We start from the raw sequence: 23967 nt of genomic DNA on the forward strand, positions 1-23967 counted from the left end.
CGCTTCGGCAACAATTCTGCTGGTCGGAAATAGAAAAGGCCGCCCGAAGGCGGCCTTTTCAGAGGGCCAGCAACGCTTAGGCGTTTTTGACTTCCCAACCGGTCAGCTCGGCCAGGGCCTTGCCGATGTCGGCCAGGGAACGCACGGTCTTCACACCAGCGTCCTGCAGGGCGGCGAACTTCTCGTCCGCAGTACCCTTGCCGCCGGAGATGATGGCACCGGCGTGGCCCATGCGCTTGCCCGCAGGGGCAGTCACACCAGCGATGTAGGACACCACCGGCTTGGTCACGTGGGCTTTGATGTAGGCAGCAGCTTCTTCTTCAGCCGAACCGCCGATCTCACCGATCATCACGATCGCTTCGGTCTTCGGGTCTTCCTGGAACAGCTTCAGGATGTCGATGAAGTTGGAGCCCGGGATCGGGTCACCGCCGATGCCGACGCAAGTCGACTGACCGAAACCGGCGTCAGTAGTCTGCTTGACGGCTTCGTAAGTCAGGGTGCCGGAACGCGACACGATGCCTACTTTACCTGGCAGGTGAATGTGACCCGGCATGATGCCGATTTTGCACTCGCCCGGAGTGATCACGCCTGGGCAGTTAGGGCCGATCAGAACCACGCCCAGCTCGTCGCACTTGACCTTGGCATCCAGCATATCCAGGGTAGGAATGCCTTCGGTGATGCACACGATCAGCTTGATGCCGCCGAACGCTGCTTCAAGGATGGAATCCTTGCAGAAAGGAGCAGGGACGTAGATCACGCTGGCGGTGGCGCCAGTCGCTGCTACGGCTTCTTTCACAGTGTTGAAAACAGGCAGGTCCAGGTGAGTGGTGCCGCCTTTGCCCGGGGTTACGCCACCAACCATCTGGGTGCCGTACTCGATGGCCTGCTGGGTGTGGAAGCTACCTTGCGAACCGGTAATACCCTGGCAGATAACCTTGGTGTCTTTGTTGATCAGGACGCTCATTATTTGCCCTCCGCAGCTTTGACGACTTGTTGAGCAGCGTCGGTCAGGCTGGTAGCCGCGATGATGTTCAAACCGCTTTCTGCCAGTACTTTAGCGCCCAGCTCAGCGTTGTTGCCTTCAAGGCGAACAACAACCGGGATTTTCACGCCGACTTCTTTCACTGCGCCGATGATGCCTTCGGCAATCATGTCGCAACGAACGATGCCGCCGAAGATGTTGACCAATACTGCCGCGACGTTAGAGTCGGACAGGATGATCTTGAACGCTTCGGTAACGCGTTCTTTGGTAGCACCGCCGCCCACGTCGAGGAAGTTGGCTGGCTTGCCGCCATGCAGGTTGACGATGTCCATGGTACCCATGGCCAGACCAGCACCATTGACCATGCAGCCGATGTTGCCTTCCAGTGCTACGTAGTTCAGCTCGAACTTGGCAGCGTGCGCTTCACGCGGATCGTCTTGCGACGGATCGTGGAAAGTCTTCAGCTTAGGCTGACGGTACATGGCGTTGGCGTCGATGTTGATCTTGGCATCGAGGCAGTGCAGGTCGCCGTCAGCCTTGATCACCAGCGGGTTCACTTCCAGCAGAGCCAGGTCGTGATCCTTGAACAGTTTGGCCAGGCCGACGAAGATCTTGGCGAACTGAGCAACTTGCTTGCCTTCCAGGCCCAGCTGGAATGCCAGCTCGCGGCCCTGGAACGGCTGTGCGCCGACCAGCGGATCGATAGTGGCCTTGAGAATTTTCTCAGGGGTATCGTGAGCGATCTTCTCAATGTCCACGCCACCTTCGGTGGAAGCCATGAACACGATGCGACGGCTGGAACGATCGACTACCGCGCCCAGATACAGCTCTTTGGCGATGTCGGTGCAGGACTCAACCAGGATCTGGTGGACCGGCTGACCGGCGGCATCAGTCTGGTAAGTCACCAGACGCTTGCCCAGCCAGTTGGCGGCGAAGGCCTTGGCGTCTTCCTTGCTCTTGACCAACTTCACGCCGCCCGCTTTACCGCGGCCCCCGGCATGTACCTGAGCCTTGACGACCCACTCGGTGCCGCCAATTTTGTCGCAGGCTTCTGCGGCTTCTTCCGGAGTGCTTACGGCGAAACCCTTGGATACGGGCAGGCCGTATTCAGCGAACAGCTGCTTACCCTGATACTCGTGGAGATTCATGCTTGTCTACCGTCTTCGTTAGGTATTGCGCATTCGGTGCTGCACTTGTGATGCCGCACCACCTGTGACTGCTGTTACGAGCAGTCCGGCGACATTCCGCGCTTGAGCCAGGCTCTGCGCGGGCAATCCGCCGTGGTTCTTCTTGCAACGTCGCCAGTACCGGTGAACTGCAAACAGCAACCGGCGTGGCGACCTAAAACGACTGCTTAGCGCTTCTTGCGATTGACGACGTGGATGGCATGGCCATTCACGGCCAGCGCCGCTTCGTGCAGCGCTTCGGACAGCGTCGGGTGGGAGAAGACCATCATTCCCAGATCCTCGGCGCTGGTGCCGAACTCCATACCGATTGCGCCCTGCTGGACCAACTCGGCGGCGCTCGGGCCAATTACGTGCACACCCAGTACGCGGTCGGTCGCAGCATCGGCAATCACCTTGACCATGCCGCCGGTATCATTGGCAGCCATGGCGCGGCCACTGGCAGCGAACGGGAAGGTACCGACATTGACGGCAACACCCTCGCCTTTCAGCTGCTGTTCGGTCTTGCCCACCCATGCAATTTCCGGATGGGTATAAATGACCGACGGGATCAGGTCGTAGTTCATCTGGGCTTTGTGCCCGGCGATGCGCTCGGCAACCATCACACCCTCTTCCGAGGCCTTGTGCGCCAGCATGGCGCCGCGAACCACGTCACCGACAGCGTAAACGCCCGGCACGCTGGTGGCGCACTGGTCGTCAACGTAGATGAAGCCACGCTCGTCCAGATCGACACCGCTATCGGTGGCCAAGAGATCGGTGGTTACCGGACGACGGCCGACCGCAACGATCAGCTTGTCGAAGGTCATCTGCTGCTCGCCTTCGGCGTCGGTGAAGCTGACGGTGACCTGCTTCTTCTTCACGTCGGAAGCGGTCAGGCGCGCGCCCAGGCGAATCTTCAAGCCTTGCTTGGTGAAGGTCTTCAAGGCTTCCTTGGCGATCTGGTCATCGGCAGCCGGCAGGAATTTGTCCTGAGCTTCGATTACGGTGACATCAGCACCGAGACGGGCCCATACCGAGCCGAGTTCCAGGCCGATCACGCCAGCACCGATAACACCCAGAGTCTTGGGCACGCTCTGGAATTCCAGGGCGCCGGTCGAATCGACGATGGTGTCGTGGTTGACCGGGGCTGGCGGAATGTCGATCGGCTTGGAGCCCGATGCGATAATCACGTTTTCAGCCTGAACCACCTGTGTGGTGCCGTCCAGCGCGGTAACTTCCACTTGCTTGCCGGCCAGCAACTTGCCATGACCTTCGAGCAGGGTCACACCGTTGGCCTTGAACAGCGTGCTGACACCGCCGGTGAGGTTCTTGACGATGTTGCTCTTGCGGGCAACCATCGCCGGCACGTCAATGCTGACGCCCTTGGCCTCGATACCGTGGATGGAAAAGCCCACTTTGGCTTCGTGATACTTCCAGGAGCTGTCCAGCAGCGCCTTGGACGGAATGCAACCGACGTTCAGGCAGGTGCCACCGAGCGCGATCTTGCCTTCATTGTCCTGGTACTTCTCGATGCAGGCGGTCTTCAGACCGAGCTGAGCTGCCTTGATGGCGGCTACATAGCCGCCAGGGCCGGCACCGATGACTACCACGTCAAATTTCTGGGTCATACATGATTCCTTCTCGAATAAACCGGACGGCCCCTTGCGGGGGCCACCTTGGGAGAGACTGGCTTAGATATCCAGCAGCAGGCGAGCCGGGTCTTCCAGCAAGTTTTTGATGGTCACCAGGAAGGTCACGGCTTCCTTACCATCAATCAGACGGTGGTCGTAGGACAACGCCAGGTACATCATCGGACGGATAACTACCTGACCGTTGATGGCCATCGGGCGCTGAAGGATATTGTGCATACCCAGGATGGCGGCTTGCGGCGGGTTGACGATCGGCGTCGACATCATTGAACCGAAGGTACCACCGTTGGTGATGGTGAACGTGCCACCGGTCATGTCATCGATCGACAGCTTGCCGTCTTTGGCCTTCTTGCCAAAGGTCGCGATGCCGCCTTCGATTTCAGCCAGGCTCATCAGCTCGGCATTGCGCAGTACCGGCACCACCAGGCCACGGTCGCTCGATACGGCAACACCGATATCGGAGTAGCCGTGGTAAACGATGTCGCTGCCGTCGATCGAGGCGTTAACCGCCGGGAAACGCTTCAGCGCTTCGGTGGTGGCCTTGACGAAGAACGACATGAAACCCAGGCGCACCCCGTTGTGGGACTTCTCGAACAGGTCTTTGTATTTCGAACGCAGCGCCATGACTTCAGTCATGTCGACTTCATTGAAGGTGGTCAGCATGGCCATGGAGGACTGAGCGTCAACCAGACGCTCGGCAACCTTGGCGCGCAAGCGAGTCATTGGCACGCGCTTCTCGACCCGGTCGCCAGCGGCGAGGACCGGTGCCGCAGCTGGGGCGGCAGGTTTGGCGGCAGGTGCTGCAGCCGGTGCGTTTTTCTTGGCTTCAACCGCAGCGACCACGTCTTCCTTGGTCACCCGACCACCTTTACCGGTGCCGGCAATGCTATTCGGGTCGATACCATTTTCTTCGGCCAGCTTGCGCGCGGCCGGCGAGAGGATTTGCTCATCGCCCGCAACACCCGGAGCGGCAGCGGCAGCGGCAGGCGCGGCAGCCTGTGCAGCGGCAGCCGGTGCAGGAGCAGCAGCACCTTCACTCAAGGTGCCCAGTAGTTCGTTGCTGAGGACGGTGTCGCCTTCGTTCTTGACGATTTCGGCGAGGACGCCGTCGGCCTCGGCCAGCACTTCGATCACTACTTTATCGGTTTCGATGTCGACGATCAGTTCGTCGCGTTTGACCGCATCGCCCGGCTTCTTGTGCCACGTGGCCACGGTGCCGTCGGCAACCGATTCCGGGAAAGTAGGGGCTTTGATCTCGATAGCCATTCTGTGTGGTTCCTTAAATTCGGTTTCTTCTACGAGGCGGCCTCATCAGGCCGCCTCTTGCGCAAAGGCGTTAAACGGTGAAGGCGTCTTGCAGCAGTTTGTCCTGCTGCTCGGCGTGCATCGAAGCGTAACCGCAGGCCGGGGCAGCTGAGCCTTCACGACCGGCGTACTCGAGGAACAGAGTCTTCTTGTACGCAGTGGCGACGCGACGCATGTGATGCTGGCTGCAATACCAGGCACCCTGGTTCATCGGCTCTTCCTGACACCAGACGATGTGCTTGAGGTGCTTGTACGCCGCGAGCACTTCGGCCAGGTCTTCTTCCGGGAACGGATAGAGCTGCTCGATGCGCACGATGGCAATATCTTCGCGAGCCTCGGCACGACGTTTCTCCAGCAGGTCGTAGTAGACCTTGCCGCTGCACAGGACAACGCGCTCTACCTTCTTCGGATCGATGGCATCGATCTCCGGAATCACGGTCTGGAACGAGCCTTCGGCCAGTTCTTCCAGGGTCGAGATGGCCAGCTTGTGGCGCAGCAACGACTTCGGAGTCAGGGCGATCAGTGGCTTGCGCAGTGGGCGGATCACCTGGCGACGCAACATGTGGTAGACCTGCGCCGGCGTGGTCGGCACGCACACCTGGATGTTGTGTTCGGCGCTCAATTGCAGGAAGCGCTCGAGACGCGCGGAAGAGTGCTCCGGGCCCTGGCCTTCATAGCCATGCGGCAACAGCATGGTCAGACCACACAGTCGACCCCACTTATGCTCGCCACTGGTGATGAATTGATCGATTACCACCTGGGCACCGTTGGCGAAGTCGCCGAATTGGGCTTCCCAGATCACCAGAGCATCCGGCTTGGTGGTGGCGTAACCGTATTCGAACGCCAGCGCTGCTTCTTCCGACAGCAGCGAGTCGTACAGGTCGAAACGCGGCTGACCGCTGTACAGGTGCTTGAGCGGTACGTGCGAACCGGGCTCCTTCTGGTTATGCAACACCGCGTGACGGTGCGAGAAGGTGCCGCGGCCAATGTCCTGGCCGGTCATGCGGATCGGGTGACCTTCGAACAACAAGGTGGCGTAGGCCATGGTTTCGGCGTAGCCCCAGTTGATCGAGAGCGCACCGGCACCCATCTTCTGACGGTCTTCGAGAATCTTCGCGACCTGGCGCTGGACAACAAAGCCTTCTGGAATTTCCAGCAGTTTGGCGGACAGGTCTTGCAGGGTCTTGAGCTCGAAACGGGTGTCGTGACGCGCGGTCCAAGTATGGCCCAGGTACGGGCGCCAGTCGACGAACAACTCCTTGTTCGGCTCCTTGACCAGACTCTTGACCACATGCTGGCCATTGTCCAGCGCCGTGCGGTAGTCATCGATCTTGATCTGCACGTCATCCACTGAATGGCTTACGGCAGCGGTCAGCGCTTCGGCATACAGCTCACGGGTGGTGCGCTGCTTGCTGATCTGCTGGTACATCATCGGCTGGGTGCCGCTCGGCTCATCGGCCTCGTTGTGCCCGCGACGGCGGTAACAAACCAGGTCGATCACCACATCGCGCTTGTACTGCATGCGATAGTCGACAGCCAGTTGGGTGACGAACAGTACCGCTTCCGGATCATCGCCATTCACGTGCAGGATCGGCGCCTGGATCATCTTCGCCACGTCGGTGCAGTACTCGGTGGAACGAGAATCTTCCGGGTTACTGATGGTGAAGCCGACCTGGTTGTTGATCACGATGTGAATCGTGCCACCCGTCTTGAAACCACGGGTCTGCGACATCTGGAAGGTTTCCATCACCACACCCTGACCGGCGAACGCCGCGTCACCGTGTAGTGAAACCGGAAGAACCTTGTCGCCATTGCTATCGTTGCGACGATCCTGTCGAGCGCGCACCGAACCCTCGACCACTGGTGAAACGATCTCCAGGTGGGAAGGGTTGAATGCCATGGCCAAGTGGACTTCGCCCCCGGCGGTCATGACGTTAGAGGAGAACCCCTGGTGATACTTGACGTCGCCGGAACCGAGGGCGGCCTGCTTCTTGCCCTCGAACTCGTCGAACAGATCACGCGGGTTCTTGCCAAACGTATTGACCAGCACGTTGAGGCGGCCACGGTGGGCCATGCCGATGACGATTTCCTTGGTGCCGTAAGAGCCGGCGCGCTGGATCATTTCATCGAGCAGTGGAATCAGGCTCTCGCCGCCTTCCAGACCGAAACGTTTGGTACCCGGATATTTGGTGCCCAGGTATTTTTCCAGACCCTCGGCCGCAGTCAGGCGCTCAAGCAGATGGCTCTGCACCTCGGTCGAAACGCTCGGACGCCCACGCACACTTTCCAGGCGCTGGGCAAACCAGTTGCGCTGCTCGGAATCGACGATATGGGTGAACTCGGCACCGATGGTGCGGCAATATGTCTGCTGCAAGACTTCGTGAATTTCACGCAGACTCGCCTCTTCCTTGCCAATGAACAGACCACCGGTACGGAAGGTAGTGTCCAGGTCGGAATCGGTCAGGCCGTAGTGATTGATCGACAGATCAGCCGGAGCATGCCGTTGCCACAGACCAAGCGGATCGAGCTGGGCAGCCTGATGGCCACGCATGCGAAATGCCTGAATCATGCGCAGGACTTCAACCTGCTTCTTCTCGTGCTCACTGCTCACGCTACCGGCGGACACCGGCTGGGCGCGGCGCTGGTTTTTCGCCAGCAACACGAAGTGATCGCGAACCGTAGAATGCGATACATCAGTAGCAGCGTTGCCATCTGTCGGCAACTTCTGAAAGTAGGTGCGCCACTCTTCGGGCACAGCGTTGGGATCGTGCAGGTAAAGCTCATAGAGCTCTTCCACATAGGCAGCGTTACCACCGGATAGGTGGGCACTGTTCCACATGCGCTGCATCACGCTTTCTTGCATGCTTGGTCACCCTCGGTAAGGGGACACCACCGGCGAAGAAACCGTTCAGGCTTCCGAAGTCTTGAAGCAGCGACTTCGGTAAAGCCACCACGGATCCCGCAGATAGTCCGGGCACCAGCCCGGATGCCCCTGCTGGTCGTCATATTTTTCAAAGTTAGAGCCACGGCTTTGTGAGCTGCGGCTCTGGCTAGACTGCGACGCTGGCTTAAAACCAGGCGCCGCAGGGTGTCACAGGTAGATCATTTGAATCAGATACCGCTCTGCAACAGCATGTTGCGTACGTGGCCGATTGCCTTGGTCGGATTAAGACCTTTAGGGCAAACATTCACGCAGTTCATGATGCCGCGGCAGCGGAACACGCTGAACGGATCATCCAATGCAGCCAGGCGCTCTTCGGTCTTGGTGTCGCGGCTGTCGGCCAGGAAGCGATAAGCCTGCAGCAACGCAGCGGGACCAAGGAACTTGTCCGGATTCCACCAGAACGACGGACAGCTGGTCGAACAGCAAGCACAAAGGATGCACTCGTAGAGGCCATCCAGTTTCTCGCGTTCTTCCGGCGTTTGCAGGCGTTCGATGGCCGGAGCCGGTGTATCGTTCTGCAGATACGGCTGCACCTTCTCGTATTGCTTGTAGAAGATGCTCATATCGACGACCAAGTCACGAATGACTGGCAAACCCGGCAAAGGACGAACCACTAGCTTGCCACCTTTCACCACCGCCGATAGCGGGGTGATACAGGCCAAGCCGTTCTTGCCGTTGATATTCATGCCGTCGGAGCCACACACACCTTCACGGCAGGAGCGACGGTAGGAAAAGGTCACATCCTGTTCCTTGATCAGCGCCAGCACATCAAGAACCATAATGTCCTTGCCGTCGGTGTCGATCTGGAAATCCTGCATGAACGGCGCAGCATCCTGCTCCGGGTTGTAACGATAAACACTGACTTGCAACATATCCGCCACCCTTAATAAGTCCGAATCATGGGTTCAAACGTCGGAACTGTCTTCGGCGAGAAGTTCACAGCGCGCTTGGCAACGCGCTTTTCACCCGGGAAGTACAGGGAATGGCAGAGCCAATTCTCGTCATCACGATCTTCGAAGTCTTCGCGGGCATGGGCACCACGGGATTCTTTACGAACCTCCGCAGCCACCGCAGTCGCCTCGGCCACTTCGAGAAGGTTTTGCAGCTCCAGCGCTTCGATACGCGCAGTGTTGAAGGCTTGGCTCTTGTCCGCGATCTTGACGTTCGCGATCCGCTCACGCAGACCGACCAGTTGCTCGATGCCTTTCTGCATGTATTCGCCGGTACGGAATACCCCGAAATAGTTCTGCATGCAGGTTTGCAGCTCTTTACGCAGCGGTGCTACGTCTTCGCCGGTGGTGCGCTCATTGACGCCGGACAGACGCTTGAGCGACACCTCGAGGTCAGTCTCGGAGGCGTTACGGTAGTCGACACCCTCTTTCAGGGTACGTTCCAGGTGAATGCCTGCGGCACGACCGAATACCACCAGATCGAGCAGCGAGTTGCCGCCCAGACGGTTGGCACCGTGCACCGACACGCAGGCCACTTCGCCCACGGCAAACAACCCTTCGATGATCTTGTCGTTACCGTTGGCATCCTGAGTGATGGCCTGACCATGAATGTTGGTCGGCACGCCGCCCATCATGTAGTGGCAGGTCGGCACGACTGGAATAGGCGCAACCACCGGATCGACGTGGGCAAAGGTCTTGGACAGCTCACAGATACCCGGCAGGCGGCTGTGCAGCACCTCTTCGCCGAGGTGATCGAGCTTGAGCATCACGTGATCGCCATCCGGACCACAGCCATTGCCGGCGATGATTTCCTTGACCATGGAGCGCGCAACCACGTCGCGGCCCGCCAGGTCTTTGGCGTTCGGCGCGTAGCGCTCCATGAAACGCTCACCGTGCTTGTTGATCAGATAGCCACCTTCACCACGACAACCTTCGGTCACCAGGGTACCGGCGCCGGCAATGCCGGTCGGGTGGAACTGCCACATTTCGATGTCCTGCACTGGCACGCCTGCACGCAGGGCCATGCCGACACCGTCACCGGTATTGATCAGGGCGTTGGTGGTAGAGGCATAAATACGGCCTGCACCACCGGTGGCCAATACTGTGGCCTTGGAGCGAATGTATACGGTCTCGCCAGTTTCGATGCAAATGGCAATCACACCGACGATCACGCCATCCTGGTTCTTCACCAGGTCGACCGCGTACCACTCGTTGAGGAACGAGGTGCCGCTTTTCAGGTTGGCTTGATACAGGGTGTGCAGCAACGCATGGCCGGTACGGTCGGCGGCGGCGCAGGTACGAGCGGCCTGACCACCCTTACCGAAGTCCTTGGACTGACCACCGAACGGACGCTGATAGATGCGGCCCTGCTCGGTACGCGAGAACGGCAGCCCCATATGCTCCAATTCGAACACGGCTTCCGGGCCAACGGAACACATGTACTCGATAGCGTCCTGGTCGCCGATATAGTCGGAACCCTTGACGGTGTCGTACATATGCCAGCGCCAATCGTCATTTGGATCAGCCGAAGCGATGGCGCAAGTGATGCCACCCTGAGCGGAAACGGTGTGCGAACGGGTCGGGAACACCTTAGTGACTACAGCGGTCTTGTGGCCGCCCTGAGCCAGCTGCAGTGCAGCGCGCATACCTGCGCCGCCCCCACCAATAATGATGGCGTCATAAGAAAGAGTACGAATAGTCATGAATCAGTTACCCCAAAAAATCTGCACGCCCCAGACGAAGAACGTGAACATGGCAATGCCACACGCCGCCTGGAACAGGAAACGCACACCAGTCGCCCACTTACCCAGCGCCATTGGCGTCAGGTAGTCGGTGGAAATTGTCCACATACCAACCCAGGCGTGTGCGCTGAGCGCGACCAGAGTCAGCAGACTGAAAATACGCATTGCGTTATTGGAGAACAGAGCATGCCACTCGGCATAACCCATACCGGGGTTAGCTACTATATAGCCGAGCAAGAACAGCACATAAGCCGCGAGAACGACAGCAGACACACGCTGCGCCATCCAGTCATATAGACCTGAACGCGAGAAGTTCGTGACGTTGGTTACCATATCCACACCCCCACCAATACGATCAAGACCGCCGAAACGACGAGAACGATCTTCGAGCCCAGCTTGCCGCCTTCCAGCGTCTCACCGATACCCATGTCCATGATCAAGTGGCGAACTCCGGCCACCAAGTGGTAAAGCAGAGCGGACAACAATCCCCAGATCACGAACTTGGCCAGCGGGCTGGTCAGACATTCTTTCACCTCGGCGAAGCCTTCCTCTGACATCAGCGACTTGTCGAGCCCGTAGAGCAGCACGGCAATACCGACGAAGAGAATGACACCGGAGATACGGTGAAGAATGGACGTGTAAGCGGTGACTGGGAGTTTGATAGTCCTAAGGTCGAGGTTTACAGGTCGTTGGCTATTCACGGCTTTTTTTATCACACTGAGAGCCCTAACCATCAGGGCAAAGTTGTCGGGAAGTGCACTGGTCAGGTACCCATCACCCAAGGAGTGACAACCACCAGAATGAGGGCCCAAAGCCCTTGGTGGTCGGGCGCAGAGTATAGACAGTTAGGTCGCTAATGACAACGAAATAGGTCGCTATTGACAGTGCAAAGGCCTGCGCCTAATGGCTCATTGCACACCCCATTCAATTGGCGTAAACAGCCCCATCTCCTGCAAAAAAACAGCCCGCAAACCCTTCTGCTGCTTGGGTTTTCCCAAATTGACTTTCGAATTTATCTCACTATAGTGATGCGGGCCCTGCGTGGGGGGCCGTCAGATGATTTCAAGCATAACTAGGAGGCCACACATGGCTGACAAAAAAGCGCAGTTGATCATCGAGGGCGCAGCCCCCGTCGAGCTGCCCATTTTAACCGGCACCGTTGGTCCCGATGTAATAGACGTGCGGGGCTTAACTGCCACGGGCCGTTTCACTTTTGATCCTGGCTTTATGTCCACCGCCTCTTGCGAGTCGAAGATCACCTATATTGATGGTGATAAGGGCATTCTGCTGCACCGTGGCTACCCCATCGAGCAGCTGGCCGAGCAGTCCGACTACCTGGAAACCTGCTACCTGCTGCTCAACGGCGAACTGCCTAATGCAGAAGAAAAGGCCAAGTTCGTCAGCACCATCAAGAACCACACCATGGTTCATGAGCAACTGAAGAACTTCCTCAACGGCTTCCGCCGCGACGCTCACCCAATGGCCATCATGTGCGGTGTGGTGGGCGCGCTTTCCGCCTTCTATCACGACTCCCTGGACATCAAGAATCCGCATCATCGCGAAGTATCGGCCATGCGCCTTATCGCCAAGATGCCGACCCTCGCTGCCATGACCTACAAGTACTCCATGGGTCAGCCCATGATGTACCCGCGTAACGACCTCAACTACGCGGAAAACTTCCTGCACATGATGTTCAACACCCCGTGCGAGATCAAACCGATCAGCCCGGTGCTGGCCAACGCGATGGACAAGATCTTCATCCTCCACGCCGACCATGAGCAGAACGCTTCGACATCGACCGTACGCCTGGCTGGCTCATCGGGTGCAAACCCGTTCGCCTGCATCGCCGCCGGCATCGCCGCGCTCTGGGGCCCGGCCCACGGGGGCGCCAACGAAGCAGTCCTGGCAATGCTGGATGAAATCGGCGACGTATCGAACATCGACGCCTTCATTGCCAAAGCGAAGGACAAGGACGACCCGTTCAAGCTGATGGGCTTTGGTCACCGCGTCTACAAGAACCGTGATCCGCGCGCTACCGTGATGAAGCAGACCTGCGATGAAGTCCTGAAAGAGCTGGGCATCACCAATGATCCGCAGCTGGAACTGGCCATGCGCCTGGAAGAGATCGCCCTGACCGATCCGTACTTCATCGAGCGTTCGCTGTACCCGAACGTCGACTTCTACTCGGGCATCATCCTCAAGGCGATTGGTATTCCAACCAGCATGTTCACCGTAATCTTCGCCCTGGCGCGGACCGTCGGCTGGATCTCGCACTGGAAAGAAATGCTCTCCAGCCCGTACAAGATTGGCCGCCCGCGCCAGCTGTACACCGGCTACACGCAACGCGACATAAAGAAATAAGCTTCGGCGTTCTTCGAAGCACTAAAAAGGCTGCCACTGGCAGCCTTTTTTACATCCCGAGTCATTCACAGGGCGAATAACTCGCCGCCTTAGCGCTTCGAGGGTGTTGTAGGGCGCATCCACCACAAAACTACCGGCCAGCCAGGCAGGCACGCTGCCTCCCGGCTCGCTATGCATCTGGTAAATCACCTCGACTTCACCTGCCGCTTTCGGGATGAATGCCCAATAGCCTTCGGCCTTGCTCACCCGCACCCAGCCCTTCTGCTCCGGCAGGTAATCGGCAACACCGCTGAGAATACGGGTGACACTGCCATCGACACCTTGCCGGGTGGTTACCCGCAACACTGCATCGCGCGGCCTGACCGGCCACGGCATATTGAAACGACTATAGATCCAGCTTTGCCCGTCCTCATGTTTGAGCAATCTTTGCTCTCGGCACGCATAGATCCAGGCGCAGGAACCACTGACATCTTCCTGCAACGCCAACAAGGTCGGGATATCCGTCTTGAGCCTGACGATGCCGCGGTACGCCTGGTACTTCGAGCCCGGCACCTTGCTCAGGAATACCTGGATACCCGCCTGATCCTTGACCAGGCGCCAAGGTTCGGCCTGCAAGGGACCTGCCACCGCCAGTAGCGCACCTGCGCCTAAAAGCATGGCCGCCAGCGCCCTCATCATTGCCAGCCTCTCACCTTACTCAAACCCTCAGCTCGCCAGAGACGTCTGCTGCTCCAGCCAGCCAAGCAGCTGGATCGCCTCTTCATTGCTAGAACCACAGACATCCGGTTCTGGCAAAAAAGCCGAACACACCGCCGGCCGCTCCGACTGACCGAACAGACCGCAATAATTATCTGTGGAAAGTTGAATGCAACGCTCGCCTGCCGCCTTGCCATGCGGCATACCGGGGATAGGCGAACTGATCGAAGGAGCAATACAACAGGCACCACATCCAGCACGGCATTGCATGACGGTACGACCTCGATACAGTTAAAACAGCGCGCCGATATTACTCGCCCGACAGCGAATTGGGTAAGCCGCGCGACGCATCGCAGGACTCAGGCCAAGTCCAGGTGCAAACGAAACTGACTGCCCTGCCCCGGCGAACTGAGCACTTGCAGTTCAGCACCAAGAATATCCACAGCCAACTGATGAGTGATGTGTAAGCCCAACCCAGTGCCACCCTGACCACGACGCGTGGTAAAAAACGGGTCAAAAATCTTTGCCAGCACCTCGCCGCTCATGCCGCACCCATTATCCAGCACTTCGATCAGACAACGCCGTGTCAAAGAGTCGTGGTCGAGCCGGACTCGCACGGTACCCTGCAAGCCCGGTTCAAAAGCATGGATCAGGGCATTGTCGATCAAGTTTTGCAGGATTTGCCCCAGCGGCCCCGGATAGCTGTCGAGCATGAGGCTATCGGGCAAGTCCAAGATGACCAGATGAGGCGACTGCTTCAATTTCAGCGCGAAAACCAGCATCACCTCGCGCACCAACTCGACCAGATCGAAGGTGCGCCGTTCGGTACTGGCCCGATCACTGGCCAGCTGCTTGAAGGCCCGGGTCAATTGCGCCATGCGTGTCACGTTGCCAAGAATGATCGTCAAGCCTTCATCATTACGCTGCAAAAATCGCTCGAGGGTTGAGCGCTGCAAACCCTCAGCGAAACTCTTCTGCAGCTCCTGACCACCTTTTTGCAGGGTCGAGGCAGCAACACTGACGGCGCCAATCGGCGTATTCAGCTCATGCGCGACACCAGCCACCATGGTTCCCAGCGAAGAAAGCTTGTCGGCCTGTAACAGGGCGCCACGGGTACGTTGCAACTGTTCGACAGTCTCGCGCAGCTCACCATTGCTCTGCGCCAACTCCAGGCCGCTCGACTGCAGATCCTCCAGCGCCTGATCACGCTCAAGTTCTGCCCACGCCAGGCGCATTACCACCACCATGCCCAAGCTCAGCATGACGCAGGCAAACAGCAGCACTTGCCACAACACCCCGACACGCAGCATTTGCACTTGCTCGTAGGGTAAGTGAGAAACCAGCAACCAGTGCTCACCGAGCGGATGCGCCTGCTCATTCTGCTCACGCGGGTCGAAATGACTGAAAGCCCAGAAGCCATCGCTGTCGTCAAATGCGCCACTGTTCTGCGCCTGCATCTGCTGCCAACTTCGCGGATGCTGCTTGACCATGCTCACCTCAGTCCGATCCCGCATAAAGCCCCAGGTATCCTCTGGATCGGCGGCGAGCATCCAATAACCCTCGGCATCGACCAGACTTAGGGTGCCGCCATAGGCTTCGGAAACCTGGCTCAAGCGGGACAATAAGCCTTGCCCGAGGTAGTTCAACAGCAGGACGCCGCGTCTCTTGCCGTGTCGGTCGAATACCGGCGTAGCCGCGCGCAGGGTGGGCTTGAACGGCCGTTCGAGTTCACCAAACTCCAGATTGAGATCAAAACGCGACAGGAAAAACTCTCCTGCCGGCAGTGTCATGGTTTCCGCGAAATAATAGCGGTCGGCCTTGTTCTGCAACTGGGCGGTATCGCGCAGCGTGGCCTGCCCTTCCCGCAGATCGACACGCACCCGCTCCATGCCATATTCGTCTAGCCAGCGAATCTGATCATAAACTCCGGTGCTTGCAGAAAATTCGAGAAACAACTGACCCAGGGCATGCAGATTATCCTGGCTCGACTCGTCCAGTACTCTGGCCAACAGCGGCTGCAGGCTGAGGAACTTGAGATTGCCGCGCTGAATGGCCAGGTGCCGGTTGAGCACCCCGACACCCTCGCTCAAGCTGCTTTGTTGATCACGTAACAGCGGGTCGAGCTTGGCGGCCAGCAATCGCTCATAGAGCAAGGCCGTCAGCAGTACAATCAATAACGCCCAGGGCAGAAACAGCAGCAGCAGGTTGCGTCGTACCGGCGTGGCCTGGCGCAAGGTGCGCCACCCTTGCCGCAACATCAGGCCATGCGTCCCGACCAGGTTGCGAGCCAAACCAGCAAGTCCGCACAGGGCATCGGCCTGGCAAATAAATAGCCCTGCGCTTCCAGGCAGTCATGCTGCAAAACCCAGTCAGCCTGCTGCTGGGTTTCCACACCCTCGGCGATGACCTGCATGCCAACGCGCGCCGCAATCTGGATCACCGCTTCGGCAATCATGTGCTGATCGGCAACCTCGCCGATCTCCTCGACAAAACTGCGGTCGATCTTCAAGCGGTCGGCTGGCAGCAGACGCAAGTAGCTCAAGGAGGAAAAGCCGGTACCGAAGTCGTCGATGGCTACGGTGACGCCCATCTGCCGCAGCGCCATCAATTGCTTGCAGACCGTCTCGAAAGAGCGCATGGCCACCGACTCGGTGATTTCCACCTCGACCTGTTGCGGCTGCACGCCCGCCACCTGCAAATGATGGGTAAACCGCTCAATAAAATCGTGTTGTAGCAGTTGCGGTGCCGAGACATTGACCGCCACGCGAATCTGCGGATAGCCCGCATCAACCAATTGCCGGGCAGCTTGAAGCGCCAAGCGCAGGAGCAAATCACCCAGCGGCATGATGTAGCCTGTTGCCTCGGCCAGGGGGATGAAGGTTAGCGGCGGCACCATCTTGCCATCGGCCTGGCGCCAACGAGCCAGTGCCTCGACCCCCGTGACGGCACGGCTGCGCAAATCAATCTGTGGTTGCAACTCGATACTGATGCGCCCGGCATCAACCGCATCGCGCAGTGACAACAGCATCCGATAGGACTCGGCATGGGCTCTCTGCAACCTTGGGTCATAGACTGCATGCTGGTTGTGGCCAAGCTGCTTGGCTTGTTTGAGCGTCAGGCGGGCATCCTGCAACGCCACACTGGCGCTGCCGGTAAAATCAGCCAGACGCATGGTGACGCTGCTCAGGCTGTGCACCTGGCCAAGCTCATAGGCCCGGTTGTGACGGCGAAACAACGCAACAATTTCCGGCGCACGCACCTGCGATTCAGGCCCGAGGATGGCGAACAGGTCGTCCCTGACCCGAGCAATCAAGACATTGCTGGAGAAGGCATCGCGCAGCTTTTTCGCCACCAGGCCAAGGATGAAGTCGCCATAACCGGTACCAAAAGCCGTATTGGCACCGGAAAAGTTATCGATATCGATCAGCACCATGGCCCACTCGGCCTTCGCCTCGCTCTGCAGCGTCATCTCAAGCAGGCGGATCAATGCGTTGCGATTGGGGATTTTCAGCAAATCATCCTGGTACGCCATCTCCTCCAGGCGACTGAACAAGGCAACGTTGTACAGGCCACGACTGATGCTGGCGCTGAACACCTTGAGCAACTCCAGCTCGGTATCATCGAGCGACCGCTCGGTGGCAACATAACAGGCGTAATCGGCCCCGGCCTGGTAGCGCGAGAAAAACAGTACCGTACAGTTATCCAGACGCAAGGTCTGTTGCTCATGCAGGCAGCGGCGCAAGGCAGCCACCACATCAGGATCATCCAGGCTGTCGATATCGCCATCAATGCCACCGAAGAAGCGGCCGTTGGCGCTGACGACGCGCACTGACGGCAGGGAACCCGGCTCACCCTCATCCGCCCGAACGCAGACGATGCCTTCGGCCTGCAGGTCGAGCAGCGAGGCGATTTCCGAGAGAATTTTGGCCGACAGCTCGCGGGTGTTCTTCGAGCAGAACAGCGAATTGCTCGATTCCACAATCATCTGCAAACCGCGCCGCGCCCGAGCCACCGTGCGCAACTGGGAGTAGCCGCGAACCCCTGCAGTCAGCACCGTGAGCAAGCGCTCGGCGGTCAGTTCGCTCTTGGTCCAGTAATCGTTGATATCGTAATCACGCATCACCTCCTGCACCGGCGCCATCCCCGGCTCGCCAGTCAGCAAGACCACACGTGTCTCGGCATTGCCGATCACCTCGCGCAGAGCCTTGACCAGGCGCAAGCCGGCATCATCGGTCTCCATCACCACATCGAGCAGAATCAGCGCGATATCTTGCCCTTCGGCCAACATCATCGAGGCTTCGCGGTAACTGAAGGCTTGCTGCAATTGGATACGCCCACCGAGAACTTCGACTTCACTCAGGGCGAATGCAGTGGCGCGCTGAAAGTCTACGTCATCGTCAATTGCCAGTACCCGCCAGACAGGTTTATCTGTGGTAGTGGCAACTTCATCATCGAAAAACATCAACTGATCATCCATGAAGAGCGCCTGCCTTGTTCATCTAACGATGGGAAAAACACAACCGTTCCAAGCTGGCTGCAGCAGGAGTATAGATAGCAGCAAGCCAACCGTAGCCGCTTATTCGTCAAGCGAATTGTGACCAGAAAAGACCGCCATTGGCGCACTGCAACTGCAGCCGAGCGAGCTCAGAACCCGAAGTCTTGTGCGGGTACAAATATCAAGCGCCACCGCGAGGCCACCTCCAGGCGTCAAGTAAATGCCTGGAGGCGCCGCGCAGCAGGCGAGAGTTTCAGGGCTTGTTCGGCACCTTCAGGCGGGCAATCAGGCTGGACGTATCCCAACGCGCGCCGCCCATGGCCTGGACATCGGCATAGAACTGGTCGACCAGCGCCGTAACCGGCAGTTGCGCGCCGTTGTGCCGCGCCTCTTCGAGCAGAATCGACAGATCCTTGCGCATCCAGTCGACGGCAAAACCGAAATCGAACTCACCGGCCAACATGGCCTTGTGACGGTTTTCCAGTTGCCAGGATTGCGCGGCGCCCTTGCTGATCACCTCCATCGCCCCCTGCGCGTCGAGGCCTGCACACTGAGCAAAATGCAGCGCTTCGGACAATCCTTGAACCAGACCGGCAATGCAGATCTGGTTGACCATCTTGGTCAGTTGCCCACTGCCGGCCGCGCCCATCAGGCGCACCATGCGCGCGTAAGCCTGAATCACCGGTTCGGCACGCGCATAGACAGCCGCTTCGCCGCCAACCATCACCGTCAGCGCAGCATTCTGCGCACCGGCCTGACCGCCAGACACCGGCGCATCGAGGAAACCCAACTGCAGCTCATCGGCCATGGCCGCCAGCTCACGGGCGACATCGGCCGAGGCAGTGGTGTGATCGACCAACACAGCACCCGGCGTCATGCCGGCAAAGGCACCGTCCGCGCCCAATACCACGCCGCGCAAGTCATTGTCATTGCCCACGCAGACCATCACCAGCTCGGCACCCTGGGCCGCCTCACGCGGGGTAGGCGCACTGCTGCCGGCAAACTCGGCCAACCACTGCGCAGCCTTGGCCGGCGTCCGGTTATACACACACACTTGATGTCCGCTGCGTGCCAGGTGTCCCGCCATCGGATAACCCATTACGCCCAGCCCGATAAAGGCTACCTTCGCCATACACACCTCCGAATTCAGGGATACTCAGCCTAACATGCGACTTGGCGGGCCAGAAAAGCTTCGCGCTCACGATCAAGAGACCTGTACGGTCAGTTGACTGATGAGACTAACCACTCAACAACGGAGGACATATGGGACATTGGTTGGTCATCGACCTGGAAGCCACCACCGACGAAGGGAGCTGGCCGCTGGAAGACATGGAAATCATCGAGATTGGCGCCAGCCTGGTCAGCGCCGCCGGTCATGAGGTGGATCACTTCCAGCGTTTCGTGCGTCCAGTCCGGCGGCCGCACTTGACCAGTTTCTGCCGCGAACTCACCCATATCAGCCAGGCCGATGTCGATGCTGCAGCGCCGCTGACCGACGTCTGGCCGCAGTTCGAGCACTGGCTGCTGAATCACCTGCCGCACCTGGTCGGCTGGGTCAGCTGGGGCGAGTACGACCGTCGTCAATTCGAGCAAGACTGGCAGCACTACCAGTTGGTCAGCTGCCTGAGCCAGATCCCCCACCTCAACCTCAAGCGGCGCTTTGCCGAAGCCCGTCAATTACCCCGTTCGGTCGGCCTTACTAGCGCCTTGCAACTGGCAGGCCTGCAATTCAGCGGCGAGCAACACCGAGCGCTGACCGATGCACGCAACACTGCCCGGCTGCTGCCCTTGGTGCTACCGCTCTAAGGTCCAGCAAAGCAGATGACGCACCGCCGCGGCTTGGGCATACTTGCCGGCCTTTTCAGCCCATGCGAGGAATTGCAGATGTTCAAGGTCAATGAATACTTCGGCGGCACCGTCAAATCCATCGCCTTCGGTATGGCTGAAGGCCCCGCCACCATTGGCGTGATGGCCGCCGGCGAATACGAGTTTGGTACCGACAAGCTGGAAATCATGCATGTTGTCGCCGGTGCCCTGACCGTCAAACTGCCAGGCAGCGACAGCTGGGAGACCTTCACCAGCGGCAGCAACTTCACTGTGCCGGCCAACAGCAAGTTCCAGCTCAAGGTTGCAGTAGACACCGCCTACCTGTGCGAATACCGCTAAGGTATTAGGTGCACAGCGACCGGCCAGTTCAGATCGAACTGGCCGGTTTTTTTTATTGGCGATATTCACCTGTAGGAGCCAGGCTGCTGGCCATGGTGCCTGCAGCTAGCCAACACAACGCCTCCCTGATCATTTGGAACAACCGAAATGCCGCGCTCTTCGCACTTCGCCTTGGTGATTCTGCCGATCATGCTGTTGCTGATCGCCATGACCTCGATCCAGAGCGGCGCCTCCCTGGCCAAAGGCCTGTTCCCGCTGATCGGCGCCACCGGCACCACCGCGCTGCGTCTTGGCTTGGCCGCCTTGATCCTGTGCGTCCTGATGCGCCCCTGGCAAGCACGCCTGAGCCTGCGCTCTTGCCGCTCACTGGTGGCCTACGGTCTGGCTCTGGGCAGCATGAACCTGCTGTTCTATCTGTCGCTGCAGACCATCCCGCTGGGCATCGCCGTGGCCCTGGAATTCACCGGACCACTGGGCCTGGCGTTGCTGTCTTCGCGGCGGTTGCTGGATTTCGTCTGGATCGCCCTTGCGGTCTTCGGACTCTGGCTGCTGCTGCCCAGCGCGCAAGCCGAAGTCCAGCTCGACCCACTGGGCATGGCCCTGGCATTGGGTGCTGGCCTATGCTGGGCGCTGTACATCATCTTCGGCCAGAAAGCCGGGGCCGAGCACGGCCGGCAAACCGTCGCCCTTGGCACCATAGTCGCTGCCTTGCTGGTTTTCCCGATTGGTGTGTGGCACGCAGGCAGCAGCATGTTCTCGCTCGACCTGCTGCCCATCGCCCTGGGGGTGGCGGTGCTGTCTTCGGCACTGCCTTACAGCCTGGAAATGGTCGCCCTGACCCGCTTGCCGGCGCGCACCTTCAGCATCCTGATGAGCATGGAGCCCGCCATTGCCGCCCTCTCCGGCCTGCTGTTTCTCAGCGAGCGGCTGAGCCTGAGTCAGTGGCTGGCAATCGGCGCGATCATCCTGGCCTCGGCCGGCGCGGCAGCGACCATCAGACCCAAAGGTCGCCTTCTCTAAACCGCTGACTCCACCTCGTCATTACTGAACTGCAGCTCAGCCAGGCGCGCATACAGCGGACTGCGGGTGACCAGTTCGGCGTGCTTGCCGATGGCCACCAGCTTGCCCTGTTCGATTACCGCAATACGATCGGCGCTTTTCACCGTGGCCAGGCGGTGGGCGATCACCAGGGTAGTGCGCCCTTGCATCAATCGCGGCAGCGCTTGCTGGATCAGGTGTTCGCTTTCCGCATCCAGCGCGCTGGTGGCTTCATCGAGCAGCAGGATAGGCGCATCCACCAGCAGCGCGCGGGCGATGGCCAGACGCTGGCGCTGCCCGCCAGACAAGCCGAGACCGGCATCGCCCAGGTGGGTCTGGTAGCCCTCGGGCAGCTGCATGATGAACTCATGGGCGTGGGCGACCTTGGCCGCGGCTTCGACCTCGGCATGGCTGGCGTCGGTCCTGCCGTAGCGAATGTTGTCCGCCACCGAGCCGAAGAACAGCGCCGGATTCTGCGACACCAGGGCGAAGCAGCGGCGCAGCTCATGGGGATCGAGGAGCTCGATCGGCTGGCCATCGATGAGGATGCTTCCGGCCTGCGGGTCGAAGAAGCGCAGCAGCAGATCGAACAGCGTGGATTTCCCTGCCCCCGACGGCCCGACCAGAGCCAGGGTTTCACCCGGCGCGACCTCGAGATCGATGCCATCCACGGCAAAACTGCCTGGGCGTGACGGATAGGCGAAACGCAGCCCCTGCAACTCGATACGCCCCTGCACCGGCTGCGCCAGCGTCAGGCCATCGGCAGTCGGCGGGGTAATTTCATTGCGTGCCTGCAGCAGTTCGGCGATGCGTTCGGCGGCACCGGCTGCGCGCTGCAACTCGCCGATCACCTCGCTGAGGGTGCCGAATGAGCCACCGACGATCAGGCTGTAGAAGACGAAAGCCGCCAGCTCACCACCGGAAATGCGTCCGGCGATCACGTCCATCCCGCCGACCCAGAGCATCACCCCCACCGCCCCAAGTACCAGCACGATGACCACGGTGATCAGCCAGGCACGCTGCTTGATACGCTTGCGTGCGGTGTCGAAAGCCGCCTCCGCCGACAGGCCGAAGCGCCGTTTGTCTTCACGCTGATGGTTGTAGGCCTGCACCGTCTTGATCTGCCCGAGCACCTCGCCGACATAGCTGCCGACATCGGCCACGCGGTCCTGGCTCAGGCGCGACAGGGCGCGCACGCGGCGGCCGAAGATCAGGATGGGCGCCACCACCAGCGGCAGCGCCAGCAGCACGATGCCGCTGAGCTTGGGGTTGGTGACCACCAAGAGCACGCTGCCGCCGACCAGCATGATCAGGTTGCGCAGGGCCATCGACAGCGAAGAGCCGATCACCGACTGCAGCAGGGTGGTGTCGGCGGTCAGGCGCGACTGAATCTCCGAACTGCGGTTGCTTTCATAGAAGCCCGGATGCAGATCGATCAGGTGGTTGAACACCCGTTTGCGGATATCGGCGACGAAGCGCTCACCGATCCACGACACCAGATAGAAGCGGGTATAGGTACCGATGGCCAAGGCCAGCACCAGCACGAAGAACAGCCCGATCGACTGTTGCAGTGCCTGCGGCGACTGAGTCGCCAGGCCCTGATCAACCAGCAGTTTGATGCCTTGACCCATGGACAGGGTGATCGCCGCGGTAAACATCAGCGCCAGCAAGGCGCCCACCACGCGCCAGCGATAGGGTGCGACGAAACGCCAGGCCATGCGCAGGGCATTGCGCTGGCGGGAAGACAGGATCGAAACCATGGTTACTCGCTGCTGGGCGGGTCAGCCCTGAGATTAGAGAAGGCGCCGCCTATGCCGCGCGCAAGACCGTACCTCTGCTAGATGGGGGCTAATCAGGCACAGATCAAGCGGATCGAGCTGAAAGCTCAGCCCTATCAGTCCTGGAGAAATCGCCGCGGGTGGTCGGCGTTCGGCAGTAGGCAGTGTTCATGACGACCGAACAGCCGATAGCGATTGAGCGCAATACGGTCGTAACACCAGTCGCGCACTGGCCGGGGGATTAGCCGTAACAACGTTAAAAATCGCCAGGGACGGGGCAATTGCGCAAGGATGTGCAGCAGCGCGTCCGAACGCACCAGCAATTCTCCCCCCTCGATATAGGCCATGGTCTCGAACTGCTCAGTGGGCAAGCCGAACCAGGCCAGCAGCGCCTGGCCCTGGACCGACTGAACCGAGGCCAGGCGAAAGCGCTGCGCAGGGTCATGAGCGATCAAAAACTTGACCCAGCCGTTGCACAGTTTGCACACGCCATCGAACAGCACCACGCGCTCGCCCGGCTGAATAAAAGGAGGAAGTTTTGCATCCGTCATATCCAGCTCCTGCGTCTGACCTATCCGGTGCGACGCCCAACACGCCATGGTAATCAGGGCCACCAACAGCGTAACCGCCCCCGCCATGCACAGCGTCAGGGCCGGTGACTAAAACCCAACAAGAGTAGTCGGCTAGGCAGCCCTGGC

At 59.5% G+C, this 23967-nt stretch carries 20 protein-coding genes; 4 read left to right on the forward strand and 16 right to left on the reverse strand.

Going from position 1 to position 23967, the window contains the following annotated elements:
• Nucleotides 1-76: 76 nt before the first annotated feature.
• The 9 genes from sucD to sdhC form a co-directional block, all read right to left on the reverse strand.
• A complete protein-coding gene (gene sucD / locus LJY18_RS09040; protein WP_238041479.1) occupies nucleotides 77-964 on the reverse strand; it encodes a succinate--CoA ligase subunit alpha in 888 nt (295 codons plus the stop codon).
• Nucleotides 964-2130 (reverse strand): ADP-forming succinate--CoA ligase subunit beta, encoded by a 1167-nt coding sequence (gene sucC, locus LJY18_RS09045; protein WP_238041480.1) that lies wholly within the window; start codon nucleotides 2128-2130, stop codon nucleotides 964-966. Before sucC ends, sucD begins: the two co-directional genes overlap by 1 nt.
• A 206-nt stretch (nucleotides 2131-2336) precedes the next feature.
• Entirely contained in the window at nucleotides 2337-3773 is a 1437-nt protein-coding gene (gene lpdA / locus LJY18_RS09050; protein WP_238041481.1) for a dihydrolipoyl dehydrogenase, read from the reverse strand.
• Nucleotides 3774-3836: 63 nt separating this feature from the next.
• Complete coding sequence (gene odhB, locus LJY18_RS09055) at nucleotides 3837-5060, reverse strand: 2-oxoglutarate dehydrogenase complex dihydrolipoyllysine-residue succinyltransferase (protein WP_238041482.1); 1224 nt, start codon at nucleotides 5058-5060, stop codon at nucleotides 3837-3839.
• Between the two features lie 70 nt (nucleotides 5061-5130).
• Entirely contained in the window at nucleotides 5131-7962 is a 2832-nt protein-coding gene (locus tag LJY18_RS09060; protein WP_238041483.1) for a 2-oxoglutarate dehydrogenase E1 component, read from the reverse strand.
• A 248-nt stretch (nucleotides 7963-8210) separates the two neighbouring features.
• The gene (locus LJY18_RS09065; RefSeq protein WP_238041484.1) at nucleotides 8211-8915 is read right to left on the reverse strand and encodes a succinate dehydrogenase iron-sulfur subunit; all 705 of its coding nucleotides are present in this window, start codon (nucleotides 8913-8915) and stop codon (nucleotides 8211-8213) included.
• A gap of 11 nt (nucleotides 8916-8926) precedes the next feature.
• Entirely contained in the window at nucleotides 8927-10696 is a 1770-nt protein-coding gene (gene sdhA, locus LJY18_RS09070) for a succinate dehydrogenase flavoprotein subunit (RefSeq protein ID WP_238041485.1), read from the reverse strand.
• Nucleotides 10697-10699: 3 nt separating this feature from the next.
• Nucleotides 10700-11068: a succinate dehydrogenase, hydrophobic membrane anchor protein gene (gene sdhD, locus LJY18_RS09075; RefSeq protein WP_238041857.1), complete on the reverse strand. Its 369-nt coding sequence runs from the start codon at nucleotides 11066-11068 to the stop codon at nucleotides 10700-10702.
• On the reverse strand, nucleotides 11062-11448 hold the full coding sequence (gene sdhC, locus LJY18_RS09080) for a succinate dehydrogenase, cytochrome b556 subunit (protein WP_238041858.1): 387 nt from the start codon (nucleotides 11446-11448) through the stop codon (nucleotides 11062-11064). The genes sdhD and sdhC overlap by 7 nt, the downstream gene beginning before the upstream one ends.
• Nucleotides 11449-11821: 373 nt before the next feature.
• On the opposite strand from sdhC, the gene gltA reads away from it, so the two are divergent.
• Nucleotides 11822-13096: a citrate synthase gene (gene gltA, locus LJY18_RS09085; RefSeq protein WP_238041486.1), complete on the forward strand. Its 1275-nt coding sequence runs from the start codon at nucleotides 11822-11824 to the stop codon at nucleotides 13094-13096.
• Nucleotides 13097-13117: 21 nt separating this feature from the next.
• Here the strand turns inward: gltA and LJY18_RS09090 are convergent, their stop codons facing one another.
• The 5 genes from LJY18_RS09090 to LJY18_RS09110 form a co-directional block, all read right to left on the reverse strand.
• A complete protein-coding gene (locus tag LJY18_RS09090) occupies nucleotides 13118-13771 on the reverse strand; it encodes an START domain-containing protein (RefSeq protein WP_442964483.1) in 654 nt (217 codons plus the stop codon).
• 30 nt (nucleotides 13772-13801) lie between these two features.
• Complete coding sequence (locus LJY18_RS09095) at nucleotides 13802-14062, reverse strand: YkgJ family cysteine cluster protein (protein WP_238041488.1); 261 nt, start codon at nucleotides 14060-14062, stop codon at nucleotides 13802-13804.
• Between the two features lie 89 nt (nucleotides 14063-14151).
• On the reverse strand, nucleotides 14152-16050 hold the full coding sequence (locus LJY18_RS09100) for a sensor histidine kinase (protein ID WP_238041489.1): 1899 nt from the start codon (nucleotides 16048-16050) through the stop codon (nucleotides 14152-14154).
• Nucleotides 16050-18269, reverse strand: a complete 2220-nt coding sequence (locus LJY18_RS09105) for a putative bifunctional diguanylate cyclase/phosphodiesterase (protein ID WP_238041490.1) — start codon at nucleotides 18267-18269, stop codon at nucleotides 16050-16052. Before LJY18_RS09105 ends, LJY18_RS09100 begins: the two co-directional genes overlap by 1 nt.
• Before the next feature lie 271 nt (nucleotides 18270-18540).
• A complete protein-coding gene (locus LJY18_RS09110; protein WP_238041491.1) occupies nucleotides 18541-19419 on the reverse strand; it encodes an NAD(P)-dependent oxidoreductase in 879 nt (292 codons plus the stop codon).
• A gap of 131 nt (nucleotides 19420-19550) precedes the next feature.
• Here LJY18_RS09110 and LJY18_RS09115 point away from each other — a divergent pair, with 131 nt between their 5' ends.
• The 3 genes from LJY18_RS09115 to rhtA all read left to right on the forward strand — a co-directional run bounded on the left by LJY18_RS09115 (nucleotide 19551) and on the right by rhtA (nucleotide 21473).
• Nucleotides 19551-20093, forward strand: coding sequence for an exonuclease domain-containing protein (locus LJY18_RS09115; protein ID WP_238041492.1), 543 nt, complete (start codon nucleotides 19551-19553; stop codon nucleotides 20091-20093).
• 78 nt (nucleotides 20094-20171) lie between these two features.
• Nucleotides 20172-20453 (forward strand): pyrimidine/purine nucleoside phosphorylase, encoded by a 282-nt coding sequence (gene ppnP / locus LJY18_RS09120; protein WP_238041493.1) that lies wholly within the window; start codon nucleotides 20172-20174, stop codon nucleotides 20451-20453.
• Between the two features lie 147 nt (nucleotides 20454-20600).
• Complete coding sequence (rhtA, locus tag LJY18_RS09125; RefSeq protein WP_238041494.1) at nucleotides 20601-21473, forward strand: threonine/homoserine exporter RhtA; 873 nt, start codon at nucleotides 20601-20603, stop codon at nucleotides 21471-21473.
• Here rhtA and LJY18_RS09130 read toward each other — a convergent pair.
• Both LJY18_RS09130 and LJY18_RS09135 read right to left on the reverse strand, forming a co-directional pair.
• A complete protein-coding gene (locus LJY18_RS09130; RefSeq protein ID WP_238041495.1) occupies nucleotides 21470-23251 on the reverse strand; it encodes an ABC transporter transmembrane domain-containing protein in 1782 nt (593 codons plus the stop codon). The two genes, rhtA and LJY18_RS09130, sit on opposite strands and share 4 nt — an antisense overlap.
• A 134-nt stretch (nucleotides 23252-23385) precedes the next feature.
• Nucleotides 23386-23820, reverse strand: coding sequence for a thiol-disulfide oxidoreductase DCC family protein (locus tag LJY18_RS09135; protein ID WP_238041496.1), 435 nt, complete (start codon nucleotides 23818-23820; stop codon nucleotides 23386-23388).
• Nucleotides 23821-23967: the final 147 nt, after the last annotated feature.

This window comes from Pseudomonas sp. MMS21 TM103 (assembly GCF_022132145.1).
Classification (GTDB): Bacteria; Pseudomonadota; Gammaproteobacteria; order Pseudomonadales; family Pseudomonadaceae; genus Aquipseudomonas.

Coding starts and splice junctions, on each gene's coding strand:
- LJY18_RS09110 (WP_238041491.1), bottom strand. CDS start 19,419: ATGGCGAAGGTAGCCTTTATCGGGCTGGGCGTAATGGGTTATCCGATG.
- LJY18_RS09100 (WP_238041489.1), bottom strand. CDS start 16,050: ATGTTGCGGCAAGGGTGGCGCACCTTGCGCCAGGCCACGCCGGTACGA.
- LJY18_RS09135 (WP_238041496.1), bottom strand. CDS start 23,820: ATGACGGATGCAAAACTTCCTCCTTTTATTCAGCCGGGCGAGCGCGTG.
- odhB (WP_238041482.1), bottom strand. CDS start 5,060: ATGGCTATCGAGATCAAAGCCCCTACTTTCCCGGAATCGGTTGCCGAC.
- LJY18_RS09105 (WP_238041490.1), bottom strand. CDS start 18,269: ATGGATGATCAGTTGATGTTTTTCGATGATGAAGTTGCCACTACCACA.
- gltA (WP_238041486.1), top strand. CDS start 11,822: ATGGCTGACAAAAAAGCGCAGTTGATCATCGAGGGCGCAGCCCCCGTC.
- ppnP (WP_238041493.1), top strand. CDS start 20,172: ATGTTCAAGGTCAATGAATACTTCGGCGGCACCGTCAAATCCATCGCC.
- LJY18_RS09095 (WP_238041488.1), bottom strand. CDS start 14,062: ATGCAATGCCGTGCTGGATGTGGTGCCTGTTGTATTGCTCCTTCGATC.
- sdhA (WP_238041485.1), bottom strand. CDS start 10,696: ATGACTATTCGTACTCTTTCTTATGACGCCATCATTATTGGTGGGGGC.
- LJY18_RS09130 (WP_238041495.1), bottom strand. CDS start 23,251: ATGGTTTCGATCCTGTCTTCCCGCCAGCGCAATGCCCTGCGCATGGCC.
- LJY18_RS09115 (WP_238041492.1), top strand. CDS start 19,551: ATGGGACATTGGTTGGTCATCGACCTGGAAGCCACCACCGACGAAGGG.
- lpdA (WP_238041481.1), bottom strand. CDS start 3,773: ATGACCCAGAAATTTGACGTGGTAGTCATCGGTGCCGGCCCTGGCGGC.
- rhtA (WP_238041494.1), top strand. CDS start 20,601: ATGCCGCGCTCTTCGCACTTCGCCTTGGTGATTCTGCCGATCATGCTG.
- sucC (WP_238041480.1), bottom strand. CDS start 2,130: ATGAATCTCCACGAGTATCAGGGTAAGCAGCTGTTCGCTGAATACGGC.
- sdhD (WP_238041857.1), bottom strand. CDS start 11,068: ATGGTAACCAACGTCACGAACTTCTCGCGTTCAGGTCTATATGACTGG.
- sucD (WP_238041479.1), bottom strand. CDS start 964: ATGAGCGTCCTGATCAACAAAGACACCAAGGTTATCTGCCAGGGTATT.
- LJY18_RS09065 (WP_238041484.1), bottom strand. CDS start 8,915: ATGTTGCAAGTCAGTGTTTATCGTTACAACCCGGAGCAGGATGCTGCG.
- LJY18_RS09060 (WP_238041483.1), bottom strand. CDS start 7,962: ATGCAAGAAAGCGTGATGCAGCGCATGTGGAACAGTGCCCACCTATCC.
- LJY18_RS09090 (WP_442964483.1), bottom strand. CDS start 13,771: ATGAGGGCGCTGGCGGCCATGCTTTTAGGCGCAGGTGCGCTACTGGCG.